Annotated in this window: 15 protein-coding genes; 3 read left to right on the top strand and 12 right to left on the bottom strand. The window is 71.2% G+C overall.

The features are described 5' to 3' along the window. Positions 1-3: 3 nt before the first annotated feature. Genes JCO01S_RS01675 through JCO01S_RS01655 form a run of 5 tightly spaced genes read right to left on the bottom strand, consistent with a single transcriptional unit; the run spans position 4 to position 3158 of the window. The gene (locus tag JCO01S_RS01675) at positions 4-360 is read right to left on the bottom strand and encodes a DUF488 domain-containing protein (RefSeq protein ID WP_068249818.1); all 357 of its coding nucleotides are present in this window, start codon (positions 358-360) and stop codon (positions 4-6) included. After that, entirely contained in the window at positions 320-1396 is a 1077-nt protein-coding gene (locus JCO01S_RS01670; protein ID WP_084342538.1) for a tellurite resistance/C4-dicarboxylate transporter family protein, read from the bottom strand. Before JCO01S_RS01670 ends, JCO01S_RS01675 begins: the two co-directional genes overlap by 41 nt. Continuing rightward, the gene (locus tag JCO01S_RS01665; protein ID WP_068249816.1) at positions 1396-1917 is read right to left on the bottom strand and encodes a DinB family protein; all 522 of its coding nucleotides are present in this window, start codon (positions 1915-1917) and stop codon (positions 1396-1398) included. The genes JCO01S_RS01670 and JCO01S_RS01665 overlap by 1 nt, the downstream gene beginning before the upstream one ends. A 31-nt stretch (positions 1918-1948) precedes the next feature. Next, positions 1949-2542, bottom strand: a complete 594-nt coding sequence (locus tag JCO01S_RS01660; protein WP_084342537.1) for a protein-L-isoaspartate O-methyltransferase family protein — start codon at positions 2540-2542, stop codon at positions 1949-1951. Then, entirely contained in the window at positions 2481-3158 is a 678-nt protein-coding gene (locus JCO01S_RS01655; RefSeq protein ID WP_068249814.1) for a hypothetical protein, read from the bottom strand. The genes JCO01S_RS01660 and JCO01S_RS01655 overlap by 62 nt, the downstream gene beginning before the upstream one ends. 31 nt (positions 3159-3189) lie before the next feature. Between JCO01S_RS01655 and JCO01S_RS01650 the strand changes: the two genes are divergently transcribed. The 3 genes from JCO01S_RS01650 to JCO01S_RS01640 are packed head-to-tail and all read left to right on the top strand — an operon-like array spanning position 3190 to position 5111. Beyond that, positions 3190-4149, top strand: a complete 960-nt coding sequence (locus JCO01S_RS01650; protein WP_068249813.1) for a hypothetical protein — start codon at positions 3190-3192, stop codon at positions 4147-4149. Next, on the top strand, positions 4146-4853 hold the full coding sequence (locus JCO01S_RS01645; protein ID WP_068249812.1) for a hypothetical protein: 708 nt from the start codon (positions 4146-4148) through the stop codon (positions 4851-4853). Before JCO01S_RS01650 ends, JCO01S_RS01645 begins: the two co-directional genes overlap by 4 nt. 48 nt (positions 4854-4901) lie before the next feature. Continuing rightward, entirely contained in the window at positions 4902-5111 is a 210-nt protein-coding gene (locus tag JCO01S_RS01640) for a dodecin (protein WP_068249811.1), read from the top strand. Positions 5112-5176: 65 nt separating this feature from the next. Here the strand turns inward: JCO01S_RS01640 and JCO01S_RS01635 are convergent, their stop codons facing one another. The 7 genes from JCO01S_RS01635 to JCO01S_RS01605 all read right to left on the bottom strand — a co-directional run bounded on the left by JCO01S_RS01635 (position 5177) and on the right by JCO01S_RS01605 (position 12869). Then, the gene (locus JCO01S_RS01635) at positions 5177-6010 is read right to left on the bottom strand and encodes a phosphosulfolactate synthase (protein WP_068249810.1); all 834 of its coding nucleotides are present in this window, start codon (positions 6008-6010) and stop codon (positions 5177-5179) included. A gap of 28 nt (positions 6011-6038) precedes the next feature. Further along, a complete protein-coding gene (locus tag JCO01S_RS01630; RefSeq protein ID WP_068249808.1) occupies positions 6039-7442 on the bottom strand; it encodes an MmgE/PrpD family protein in 1404 nt (467 codons plus the stop codon). Positions 7443-7670: 228 nt separating this feature from the next. Then, on the bottom strand, positions 7671-9113 hold the full coding sequence (locus tag JCO01S_RS01625; protein WP_068249806.1) for an MDR family MFS transporter: 1443 nt from the start codon (positions 9111-9113) through the stop codon (positions 7671-7673). 53 nt (positions 9114-9166) lie between these two features. Continuing rightward, positions 9167-9796 (bottom strand): TetR/AcrR family transcriptional regulator, encoded by a 630-nt coding sequence (locus tag JCO01S_RS01620; RefSeq protein ID WP_068249804.1) that lies wholly within the window; start codon positions 9794-9796, stop codon positions 9167-9169. A 53-nt stretch (positions 9797-9849) separates the two neighbouring features. Then, entirely contained in the window at positions 9850-10314 is a 465-nt protein-coding gene (locus tag JCO01S_RS01615; RefSeq protein ID WP_068249802.1) for an SRPBCC family protein, read from the bottom strand. Between the two features lie 27 nt (positions 10315-10341). After that, positions 10342-11820, bottom strand: a complete 1479-nt coding sequence (locus JCO01S_RS01610) for an alanine/glycine:cation symporter family protein (protein WP_068249801.1) — start codon at positions 11818-11820, stop codon at positions 10342-10344. Positions 11821-11933: 113 nt separating this feature from the next. Then, positions 11934-12869, bottom strand: a complete 936-nt coding sequence (locus tag JCO01S_RS01605; protein WP_068249800.1) for an NADP-dependent oxidoreductase — start codon at positions 12867-12869, stop codon at positions 11934-11936. Positions 12870-12896 lie beyond the last annotated feature (27 nt).

Raw genomic sequence — 12896 nt, 5'->3', positions numbered from 1 at the left:
CGCTTAGCGGGTCAGCAGGTCCCGCAGCACGACGGCCTGGTTGTGCTCGCGGTCCTTGGCCCCGAAGAGCAGGGTCACCCGGCCGTGCTCCGCCACCAGCTGCTGCAGGGTCCGCCACTCGTCGTTGTCCGCGAGCTCCTGCTCGTAGCGCTTCGCGAACTCCTCGAACTTCTCCGGGTCGTGGCCGAACCACTGTCGGAGGTCGTTCGAGGGGCCGACGTCCTTGAGCCACTCGTCGAGGGCGGCCGCCTCCTTGCTCACCCCGCGCGGCCAGATGCGGTCGACGAGGACCCGGAAGCCGTCCCCGTCGGCGGGCTCGTCACGGACCGACCTGATGTGCACCTGGGTTGTCGTCGCCATGTCCGGACCGTACTCCCCCGGCACCACCCGGCCGGAGCCAGGAACGCGCCATCGAGACCGCCGCGAAGAGCCACGCCGCGGCCCCGACCCACAGCCACGCGGCGCCGATCGACTCCACGAGCGGGAGGGCGTCCGCCCCGCCGATGTACATGCTGGCGACGGCGTACATGCCGAGGGGGAAGACGATGCTCCACCAGGTCGCCTCGTAGGCGAGCGGGATGCGGTGCCACCAGTGCCGCCACAGGCCGATCGCGAAGAGGACCGGGATCAGCCAGGTCGCCCACGCCCAGCCGAGCACGAGCAGCCCGGAGATGAGCCCGGAGGTGGCCGTGACGATCGGTGTCGGGGTCATCTCGACGACCTTCGCCCCGGCGACGACGGTGATGGCCATCGCCCCCATCGACACCCAGTAGGGCGGGTTCAGGTCGGCCGGCGTGATCGGGTACAGCATGACGCGCAGCGAGACGAAGACCGCGCAGGCCGCGTAGAGCACGACACCCACCGCCCAGGCCGCCACCGCGAGGGTGGCCACCTCCGCCCGGCCGGCGCCCACGTGCGGCTCGATGCTGGCGGCGGTGGTCGCCACCGACTGGCTCGCGACGACCCAGATGAACCAGGTGCCGTTGACGTGCCGCAGCACCGGTCGGTCGGCCCGCGAGAGCACGGCCGCCCACGGCACGGCGTACCCGAGCGGGATCCCGACGATCGCGGCGAAGGCGAGCATCACCGCGCTCGTCTGCCAGTGGTGCTCCACGAGCCGGGTCGCGACGACGTCGGTCCCCGCGACGAGGGTGAAGAAGCCGAACGCCACGACGGGGTCGCGCAGGTCGGCCACGACCCGGTCGCGGTGGCCCACCAGGCGCAGCACGGTCGCGACGATCAGGAGCACCCAGGCGAGCACGGCGATGCCCAGCAGGGCGCGCGAGATCAGCGTGAAGCCCTGCTGGCCCATGCCGATCGAGACGATGCCCGTAGCCATGACGAAGGCGAAGGACCCCGGGTGGAGGGCCTTGACCGTCTCGTGGATGCGCCCCATCAGCCCGCCACGTCGTGCACGTGGTGCTCCACGTCGTGCAGCAGGTAGCGGCACAGCTGGGTCACGGTGAAGCGGCGGCCACCCCCGCGCTGCCCCGTACGCTCCCAGTCGGTCACCTCGCCGAGGACCTGGACGGTCTCCGCGGTGCGGGCCGCGACCTGGTCGGCGACCACCGTCGGGTCGGCTCCCCAGAACTCCTGCCGCACGGCCTCGGCCTCCCCGTCGTAGTCGGCGAAGGGAGGGTCCTCCCGGCTCGTCATCAGCGCCACCCGCTCGCCGAGGACCCGCACGAGGTCGCGGGAGTGGCTCGCGTACTCCACCGGCGACCACACCCCCGGCTCCGGGCGCCGGGTCGCGTCGGGACGCCGCAGCACCTCCGCCCAGCGCGGGACGAGTGCCTCGAGCCGGGCACCGGTCTCCCTCGGGTCGTGCGGGCGGTAGCCGCACTGGGAGCACCCCTGGTCGACGACGAAGGTCCAGTCGGTGGAGTCGTGATCTGCGGGAGAGGGTGCGGCGTCCATGTCCACATGGTGCCAGCGTCCGGGCCGGCGTTCAGGGACCGCTCAGCAGCGGGACGAACCGGTAGTGCCCGTGCCGGGTGATCGCGGTCCCCGACGGCCTCCGGGCGACGCGGGTCATCACCCCCGCCACCGGCAGCACCATGACCCCCTCCGGGGCCAGCTGGTCCACCAGCTCCCCCGGCAGCTCGGCGGCCTCCGCGGAGACGAGGACCCGGTCGAAGGGGGCGTGGTCGGGGGCGCCGAGCAGGTCCGGGTCGGCGCGGCGCACCGTGACCCAGGACTGGCCGTGCCGTTCGATCGCGGTGCGGGCGGACGCGACGAGCTCGGGGACGCGCTCCACGCCGAGCACCCAGCCGGCCTGCCCGACGAGGTCACCGAGCAGCACGGTGGTCCACCCGGAGCCGCTGCCCACGTCGAGGACGTGCTGGCCGGGACGCACGTCGAGCAGCCGCAGCATCGCCGCGACCGTGCTCGGTTGGGAGTTCGTCTGCTCGTGGCCGATCGGCACGGGGGCATCACGCTCGGCCGCGGCGCGCTGCGACGCCGGCAGGAAGTCGGTGCGGTCACGCCGGCGCATGGCCTCCGCCACCGGATCGGTCGCGCCCGTCTGCGAGGTCTCGGACATCGGTGCCACCTCCCTGCCACCAGTCTGCCGCGCGCAGCCCACCCGCGGCGAGGATCCCGAGGACCACGGCGAGCCCGTGCTGGTCGTGCGCGGTCAGGAGCACCGCCGCCGCGACGAGCGCGATGCCCAGGGCGGGGAGCGCCGCCTTGGCGGGCACGCGCCCGAGCGTCCCCAGGAGCAGCACGATCACGGCCATCGAGCAGCCCGCCCCGTCGGGGCCACCGAGCGCGATCGTGGCGAGGCCGGCGAGCACGCCACCGCCGACGAGCAACGGCAGCCACGCCCGTGGCCGCAGCCACCGGCGTACGAGCACCAGCGTGACGGCGAGGATCCCGAGGTTGAAGGCGCCGCCGAGCCACCCACCGTCCTGGAGCACCAGGGCGGTGACCAGGCGCCAGACCTCCCCTTCGCCGATCACCGCGGCGTCCCGCCGTCCGGCCCTCAGCAGGCCGGGCGCCACGCCGAGCTGGACCAGGCTCGGCACGGCGACGAACAGCCAGGTGATCACACCGGCGGCGGGAGACACCCGCCGCCGGCGCGGGCCGGGGTCGGTGCGCAGCGAGAGCCAGGCCGGGACGATCACGGCCCAGACGGCGAGGACCGCGAAGGTGGACACGGTCTCACGGTATGCCGCTACGGTGGCTCGGGTGAGGCAACCGACCAGCCAGCAGCAGGCGCCGGGACTGAGCGACGTCGAGGCCGACCGGGTCCGTCGCCGGGTCCGGCTGCTCGTCGACATCACCTCCCGCGTGGCGGAGTACCGCGACGGGCTGCGGAGAGCGGCGGACCGGCTCACCAGGCACGAGGCGACGATCATCGCCGACCTGGAGCAGCACGGTCTCGACGTGACGCAGCTGCGCGAGGTCCTCTGGGGCGGACACGTGCTCGTCGACGACCCGGACCTCTACGAGGCCTGGCGCTTCCCGAAGAGCCGGGAGCGACTCTCCAGCCACCACAAGAGCGTGGACAAGGAGACCTACCCCGATCTGGGGCTGAAGGGTCCGCTGGTGCGCGAGAAGCTGCACGGGCGCACCAAGACCGGCACCTGGGTACAGCTGGAGAAGACCCCCGCCGCGATGGGCGACGGCTTCCGGCTCCCGACGTGGAACGACGTGCTCCACCTGTGCGACTTCGTCGTCTACAAGATCACCAAGAGCAACGTCGGCCCGTGGGGCCTCTCCAAGCAGACCGAGCGTCGCCCGCTGTACCTCTCCCCCTCGCTCGCCGGAAGCGTGCAGGTGCCCGAGGCCGCCCGGCCGGAGCTGGCCCGGGCGCTGCAGCGGACGGAGGCCGCTGACGACACCTCGTCCACCTCGCCCGACCTGGCCGCCCTCTTCCCGCCGCCGGAACGCACCTCGGCCGAGGCCGAGCTCGTGCACCGGCCGGGGACCCGCAACGGGCGCGGTCTCTTCGGCGCCTCGGACGTGCACACCGACGGGCTCGCCGACACCGACGCCGGCCGGGCACTGCGCGACGCGCGCACCACCCCGGACTGGACCCTGCCAGAGGCGGGCCGGACCGAGGCGATCACCCTGCGGGGCAAGGGCAAGCAGATCAGGACCGTGGTGCGCCGGGTGCCGGCCACCGAGCAGCAGGAGGACATGTGACCAGCACGGCAGAGCAGTCCAGCGTCCCGCAGGAGACCCTGGAGGCGATCGTCGAGCTCGTGGGCACCGGCCCGGTGCTCCTCGGCGGCTACACCCTCGCGGAGATCGACGCCGTCGGCGCGATCAGGCACCTGCAGGAGGCCAATCCGGACGGCGCGCTCGTCACGGAGGCCGCCCGCTCGCTCGCCGCGCGCAACCTCATCAGCACCGACCGCGGTTCGGACGCGGTGCAGATCCGTGGCGACCTGGGCATCGCCATCTCCTTCCAGTACCGCTCGCGGGTGACCATCGACGCCCGGGTGACGGGCACCGAGCCGGACGAGCCGTGGCGCTTCATCCTCATGCCGCAGCCCGAGGGCATCACCCTCGAGGTGCTCATCGACGCGCTCGGGATCCACCTGTACTCGCTGCGCACCGCGGAGGAGGCCCTGGAGCGGCTCTGGGAGCGGCTGCCCTCCGGTGATCGCGGCCCGCAGGACGCGGACGCGAAGGCCACTCTGGAGGCGAGCCCGAGGACGGCGCTGATCAGCGTCAACCGCTGGGACGAGCAGGGTGACCTCGACACGGTGGACCTCGCCCTCGCCGAGCAGGACGGGACCTGCCACTCCTTCGTCCGCGACGAGCAGGACCCCTCACGCCTCGTCCCCGCCGCGATGGACGAGGACGAGTGGCGCGACCTGGTCACCGAGCGGGCACGGCCATAGGCTGATTCTCCGACCGGGTCTCCGGCCGGAGAACAGCAGGAGGCAGTCATGGCAGACCGGGTGTACAACATCACCGAGATCGTCGGGACCTCGCCCGACGGCATCGAGGCGGCGGTCTCCAATGCCGTCGCCGAGGCCTCGAAGACCCTGCGCCACCTCGACTGGTTCGAGATGCAGTCGGTGCGCGGCCACCTCTCCGGGGGCGAGGTCGCGGACTGGCAGGTGACGATCAAGGTCGGCTTCCGGCACGACGCCTGAGGCCACCCGGGAGACGGCGCGGAGCCCGCACGCACGATCGGTGCGGGCGGGCTCTGCGCTGCGGGTCAGGCCGGGTTGATCACGCGGCCCCAGGTGGACTTGTTGCCCCAGATGTTCTGCCGCAGCCCCTCCAGCTGGAGGATCTGGCTGTGGTCGACGAAGAGGTTCACCTCGTTGCCGTAGTTCTTGACGTACCACTCGAAGACCGGCCCGTCGGCGGCCTCGAACATGACGTTCTCGATCCCGAGGCCGTTCATGATCGCCGCGGCGGCCCCGGTGTTCCACCGGTGGACGTTCTCGGTGATGCCCTCGGACTCGATCATGATGATGTCGGCACCGGCCTCCAGGGCCTTGCTGCCCCGGTCGATGAGGTCACCGATGTCCTTGGCGCCCTCGGCGGCCAGCTCCTCCTCGGAGGAGTCGCCCCCGGAGCCGATCTGGATGCCCAGCTCGGGCTTGGCCTTCAGGCCGGCCCGCACGACCTTCTCGACGAGGCGTTGCAGCCCGGAGGTGGGCAGCATGATGAAGCCGGTCGAGATCTCGATGGTGTCGAAGCCGACCTCCTTGGCCTCCTTGAGGTAGTGGTCGACCGCGTCGTCGCCGTAGCGCAGCACGGTCTCGATCCAGCCCCCCGAGGAGACGTAGGCGTCGTGCTCGTGGGCGATGTCGCTGAAGGCGCGCACCTGCTCCGGTGGCACGAGGGCGAAGGAGCCGCCCGCCCACTTGATGCCGTCGACCCACTGCCCCGCGACGTCCATGACGTCCTGCAGGTGACGGGTGCCGAAGGTGGAGTAGTACGGCGCGCGGATCTCGGTGATGCCGTGGGTGCGCGGCTTGGTCGGCCGCACCGCCCGGGGCACGAAGTTGAAGCTCACGTCGAAGGGAATCTCGTTGCTCATCGTTCCTTCTCCTTGGTTCTCGTGGTGGTCAGGCCGCGGCATCGCCGCGGGTCGTGGCGACCCGGGCGAGGGCGGCGGTGAGGTCGGCGACGGAGTGGGACTCCAGGTCGCGGACGATCCCGGCGATCTCGTCCCGCAGTGCGGCATCGGCGAAGGGGGCCGCCAGCAGGTCGAACTTGCGCCGGGCGCCGTCCCAGTCCAGCGGGTGGGTGTGGAAGCCCTCGTAGGCCGAGCGGGTGGCGTGGAAGGTCGTGCCGTCGGTGAGGGTGACGGTCAGGTCCGCGGGCATCTCCTCGGGGAAGCGCCGTGAGAAGTCCTCGTCCGGACGCACCGCGACCGTGGTCATCAGCTGCTGCACGTCCTCGGCGAGGATCCGCTCCGGCGCGTACTGCGCGGGGGTGAGCTCACCGTCGAGGAGCACCACCGCGAGCATCCAGGGCAGCGAGTGGTCGGCCTCCTCCTTGGTGCGCACGGTCCGCTTGTCGCCCTCCTCGCCGCCGCCGATGATCGAGTGGGCGACGTCGAACGTGGTCAGCGACACCGACTCGACCGCGCCGGCGTCGAAGCCCTCCCGGTCACGGATCTCCTGGGCGGCGTCGAGCGCGGACTGGGAATGGATCTCGGCGTTGTGCCGCTTGATGATCGAGCGGCGCACGGCCTCGAGGTCCTCGGCCGACCAGTCGAGGGTGAAGTCACCGGCGATGGTCTCCTTGAAGCCCTTGTTGCCCTCGAAGACCGCCTCCGGGCCGGTGAGGTCGCGGCCCGCGAGGAGCGCCGCGAAGGTGCCCTCCTTGGCGACCTGCGGGTAGGCCAGCCCCTTCCAGTGGCTGAGGTTGCCGGTGCGGGTCACCCGCAGCGCGTTGTTCGCCGTACCGGAGATCGCGACGGCATTGGCGATCTGCGCGGTCGGCAGACGCAGCGCCTTGGCGGCCCCGGCCGCCGCGGCGTATGCCCCCTGGACGGTGTGGTCGAAGCCGGCTGCGCGCACCGGCGCCATGTCGGACAGGCGCGACTGGACCTGGTAGGCGACCGCCAGTGCGGTGAGCAGCTCCTTGCCGCTGCCGCCGACGGACTCGCTCGCGGCGAGCACCGCCCCGAGGTTGTCGGAGGGGTGGCCGGTCTCCCCCTTCGCCAGGTAGGAGTCCATGAAGTCCAGGTAGCGCGAGAGGGCGCTGGTGAAGAAGGCGGCACGCTCGGGCGAGGTGCGGCCGCCGCCGATGAGGGTGCTGGAGGGGGCTCCCCCGAGATCGTCCAGGAGTCCTCGGATGGCGCGGATCGGCTCGGCGTCCAGGGCGCCGATGGCGACCCCGAGGGTGTCGAGGACGCGGATGCGCAGCTGCTCGAGGGCCTCCTCTCCGATGTCCTCGAAGCGGGCGCGATCGACGAACTCGGCGAGCTCGAGGACCTCGGTGCGGGCGGTGGAGGTGGTCATGGGATCGTCCTTCCCTTCTCGGTCCGTGGCAACCGTTCCGTCTGGTTAGGCTTACCTAACCCGACACCTCCACTATGCTCCTGATTTATCTTGATGTCAAGAGATATGCGTTCGGCCCCGGCCGGGCACCCCCTTCGCATGACAAACCGCCGGTTCGCAAGAGTGTGAAACCCGTGCGAACCGGCGGTTTCTCGGGGCACCCGATCATCGTCGTCGGGCAACCGGCGGTCACCGGCGCGGCTGGCTCTCCCTGATGAAGAAGGCGCCGATGAAGCCGAGGACGCCGATGAGGCCGGCGACGACGAAGGAGACGTTGGCGCCGTGGATGAGGCCCTCGACGCCGTACTCCTTCGGGTCCCTCGCGGTCGTGGCCATGACGGTGACGAGGACGGCGGTGCCGACCGCCGCCGAGATCTGCCGGAAGGTGTTGTTCAGGGCCGTCCCGTGCGGGATCAGCCGGGGCGGGAGCTGGTTCAGCGCCGCGGTGGTCACCGGCATGATGATCATCGCGGTACCGAACATCCGCACCGCGTTGACGACGGCGATGTAGGTGAAGGAGGTCTCCGGGGAGAGCCGGGCGAACAGCAGCGTCGTCGTGGTGAGCAGGACGAAGCCGGGGATCGCGAGCCACTTGGCCCCGAACTTGTCGAAGATCCGCCCCGTGACCGGGGACATCAGGCCCATGACCGCTGCACCGGGCAGCAGGGCGAGCCCGGACTCCATCGCCGTGAAGTCGGACATGTTCTGCATGAAGAGCGGCAGGATGAGCATGCCGCCGATCATCACCATGAAGACACACATGCCCAGGGCGGTGTTGAGCGTGAACATCGGGTAGCGCAGCACGCGGAACTCCAGGATCGGCTCCTCGAGCCGCAGCTGCCGGCGGATGAAGATGACCAACGTGAGGATGCCGACGATCAGCGGGACGTAGACCCGGGGACTGAACCAGCTGGCGTTGCCCGCCGCGCCGAGACCGAAGAGCAGCCCACCAAAGCCGATCGAGGAGAGCACGATGGAGGCGATGTCCAGGCGCGGGTGGGTCCGCTCGGTGACGTTGCGCAGGATGAAGTACGCGATCGCCAGGTCGAGCACGGCGAAGGGCAGCATCATCCAGAAGAGGGTGTTCCACGGCAGGTGGTCCACGATCCACCCGGACAGGCTCGGGCCGATGGCGGGCGCGAAGGCGATGACCAGACCGAAGGTCCCCATCGCGGTCCCCCGCTTCCCGAGCGGGAAGATCGCGAAGAGGATCGTCTGCATGAGCGGGATGATGATGCCCGCTCCGCTCGCCTGGATGATCCGGCCGATGACGAGCACCGGGTAGGTCGGCGAGACCGCGCAGACCAGGGTCCCCACGATGAACAACCCCATGGCCGTGAAGAACAGGCCCCGCGTCGTGAACTTGTTGATGAGGAAGGCCGTGACCGGGATCATGATCCCGTTGACGAGCATGAAGATCGTCGTCAGCCACTGCGCCGAGCTCGCGGTGATCCCGAAGTCCTTCATGAACGCCGGCAGCGCGGTGTTCAGCAGGGTCTGGTTGAGGATCATCACGAAGGCGCCGGAGACGAGCACCGCCAGCACCACGTTGCGGTTGAAGGGGGCCGGGGCAGCCTCCTCGCCGCCGTCTCGATCGGTGACGGCGGTGGGTCCGGGGGTGTCGTGGGCCAAGCGGGTGTCTCCTTCGTTCCTCTTCAGCGTGGTGGGCCGGCCGGGCGGGTCGGTCAGCCGGGCGGGTCGGTCAGGACGCCGTCGTGGAGCAGGTCGAACGCCCGGGAGATGACCGTGACGAGCGGCTCGGAGCCGTCGGCGCTCCAGCGCCCCATCGCCGCGCGGAGCACGCCCTGGGCCAGCGCGGCGAGCACCGCGGGACGCAGGTCCTCGCCCGCGTCGACGCCCATCCGCTCGGCGAGGACCTCGACGAAGGTCCGCTCGATGACGGCGAACTGGGCCAGCTGGCGCGCGGCGAGCGAGGGGTGGGCCTGGATGAGCCGCTGGCGGGCCAGCGTCTGCTCCCGACCGGACTCCGCCGCGATCATCGAGTCGCTCTCGGTCAGGACCGCGCGAAGGGTGTCCAGCGGCACCTCGTCGAGTGGCCGGGCACGGGCCCTCTCCCGCAGCTGGTCGGCCAGCTCGGTGCCGTCGGCGACGAGTGCGTCCTCCTTGCACCCGAAGTAGTTGAAGAAGGTCCGGGGCGAGATGTCGACGGCCTCGGTGATCTCGGTGACGGTCAGGTGCTCGACGCCGAGCTCGAGGGCTCGCTCGAGCGCGGCGTCACGGATGGCGCGCCGGGTCTCGGCCTTCTTCCGCTCCCGGCGCCCCTGCGATTCGACGGTGGCGGTCTCCTGGGGCACCCGTCGACACTACGCGCATGTTTGCAGTCCCTGCAAAAATGCGCGCTGTGAGGTCAGTCTCCGGTGGCCAGACCCCAGCCGTGCGCCGAGGCGAGCCGCTCGATCGAGGCCTGCAGCCGCCCGGTCGTCGTGCTCCGGGCGCGCTCGAAGCGCCTGGGGTCGGTCAGCCGGGTCCAGTCGTAGGTGTGGGTGACCTCGGTGCTCCCGTCGGCCGTGGGAGACAGCTCCCAGCGCCACAGGTGACCGAGCGGCTCGGCGCCGGGCTCGGCGGGGCACCAGGCGATGCAGCGGCCCTCCTCGAACTCGACGACGTGGTTGTCCCGCCGGACCCCGTCCTTCGTCAGCGTCATGACGAAGACGTCCCCGACTGCCCGCACCCGCTGGCCGGGCGCCGCCTCGGCCAGGTTGTCGTTGCCGTCCCACGCCGGCTGGCGGCTCGGGTCGGCGATCTCCTCGAAGATCACCCCGGTCGGAGCATCGATGACGGCGCTGGCGTGAACGACCGTGGTCTCGTCCATGGGCACTCCTCGGGTCGGGCGGTCGGGCTAACGGCCGGCCTGCGAGGAGCCGACGATGTCGCCGGCCTTCCAGTCCTCCCAGCCGGGCTGGTCGGCCATGAAGCCCTCGATCGTCTCCTTGTCCGCCTCGAGCTTCGGGTCGTGACGCAGGTAGTGCCGCGTCTCGCGGGCCACGAGGCCGGAGAGCACGAGGATGCCGATGAGGTTCGGCAGCGCCATGAGGCCGTTCATCACGTCGGAGAAGGTCCACACGACCTGCAGCTCGGAGGTGCAGCCGACGAAGACGATCAGCGAGAAGATCACCCGGAAGGGCAGCACCGCCCGGCGCCCGAAGAGCCGCTCGATGTTGCGGTCGCCGTAGTAGGACCAGCCGAGCAGGGTGGAGAAGGCGAAGAGCACGATCCCGAGCGTGACCACCCAGTGACCCCACTCCCCGGGCAGGCCGTGGGTGAAGGCCTCACCCGTCATCAGCGCAGCGGAGATCTGCTCGCCGGTCTGGGGGTCGACCTGCTTCCAGGTGCCGGTCGTGATGATCGTCAGGCCGGTGAAGGTGACGACGATGAGGGTGTCGATGAAGGTCTGGGTCATCGAGACCAGGCCCTGGCGGACCGGGTGGTTGGTCTGCGCGGCGGCCGCCGCGATCGGGGCGGAGCCGAGGCCGGACTCGTTGGAGAAGAGGCCACGGGCGACACCGAACTGGATCGTGATGGCGATGGCCGATCCGGTGAACCCGCCGACCGCGGAGGTGCCGGTGAAGGCATCGGTGAAGACGAGCGCGATGGCCTCGGGAATTGCCTCGACGTTCGCGACGAGGATGTAGATGCCGGCGGCGACGTAGAAGACGATCATGATCGGCACGAGGCCGGCGGTGACCCGCCCGATCGACTTGATGCCGCCGACGAGGACCACGAGGGTCAGGATCGTCAGGACGAGGCCGGTCACCCACGCCGGGATGCTCCAGCTGGCCTCGACATTGCTCGCGATCGAGTTGCCCTGGGTCATGTTGCCGATGCCGAAGCAGGCGAGCGTCGCGAAGACGGCGAACATCAGCGCCAGGGTCTTGCCGAAGCCGTTCGGGATGCCGTGCTCGAGGTAGTGCTGCGGGCCGCCGGACTTCTCACCGGCGGCGTCGGTGCGGCGGAAGCGGACGGCGAGGAAGCCCTCGGCGTACTTCGTCACCATGCCGAGGAGGCCGGTCATCCACATCCAGAACAGCGCGCCGGGGCCACCGATGCCGATGGCGGTGGCGACACCGACGATGTTGCCGGTCCCGACGGTGGCCGCGAGCGCGGTCGTGAGCGCCTGGAACTGGGAGATGTCCCCCTCGGAGTCCGCGTCCTTGCGCTTGAGGATGCCCAGGCGCATGGCCGCGCCGAGCTTGGTGAACTGCAGTCCGCCGAGGCGGAGGGTCAGGTACAGCCCCGTACCCAACAGGAGCGGGATGAGGACCCACGGCCCCCAGATGACCTCGCTGATCTCGCCGAGGACCTTGGTGATGGCGTCCACCTTGTCCCTCCCTCTCACGCGTCGGTGGCCCGTGGCGCGGGCCGAAGCGTGTGCAGACTATGACGGGGAGTGGCGGTGGTGCGCGGCGACGCGCCGAGCCGCTGCGGCCCGGATCAGCGCACCGCGGGCTCCGAGACCTCGATGACGATCTTGCCCCGCGCGCTCCCCTCGCGGCTCGCGGCGAAGGCCTCCGGCACCTGCGCCAGCGGCAGCCCGCGGTCGATGTCGACCTCGAGCCGGCCGCCCGCGACCTCGTCGAGCAGCCGAGCGAGGCGCTCACCGTCCGGGCGCACCCACACCCACCGGCCACCGTGATCCTCGACGGTGGGGTCGGCGATGGAGGCGAGGCGGCCCCCTTCGCGCAGCACGGCGAGGCTGACGTCGAGGACGCCGCCGACGAGGTCGGCCACGGCGTCGACGCCCTCCGGGGCCACCTCGCGCAGCCGTGCCTCGAGGCCGTCTCCGTGTGCGACCGGGATGACGCCGACCGCCTCGAGCTTGTCGTGGTTGGTCGGGGACGCGGTGCCGATCACCCGGGCCCCGCCGGCCACCGCCAGCTGGGAGGCGAGGTACCCGACGCCCCCGGAGGCGGCGTGGACCAGGAGGGTCTCCCCCTTCGTCACGGCGAGGGTCTCCAGGACCCGCTGCGCGGTCAGCCCGGTGAGCGGCAGCGCCGCGGCGACGTCGTCGCCCACGCCGCCCGGCACGGCGGCGACGTCCTCGGCCCGCACCGAGACGTACTCGGCGAAGGTGCCGGCGGAGACCACGCCCTTGCGGGCGTAGGAGGCCACCCGGTCACCCGGCGCGAACTCCGGGGTGTCCGGGCCGACCGCGTCGACGACGCCGGCGACGTCCCAACCCGGGACCACGGGGAAGTGGGCGTCCATGAGGGCGTCGAGGCCGCCGGACATGACCTTCCAGTCCACCGGGTTGACCGCCGCCCGGGTCACGCGGATGCGGACCTCGCCCGGCCCCACCTTCGGGGTCGGGAGATCACTCTCGCGGAGGACGTCGTCGCTGCCGTAGGACTCGTAGGTGATCGCACGCATGTCGGGGGCAACGAGCGCGGACGGCGG

Source organism: Janibacter corallicola NBRC 107790 (assembly GCF_001570965.1).
In the GTDB taxonomy this organism is placed as follows: Bacteria; Actinomycetota; Actinomycetes; order Actinomycetales; family Dermatophilaceae; genus Janibacter; species Janibacter corallicola.
The sequence above is the reverse complement of the archived record's forward strand: the minus strand, read 5'-3'. Positions and strand labels throughout refer to the sequence as shown.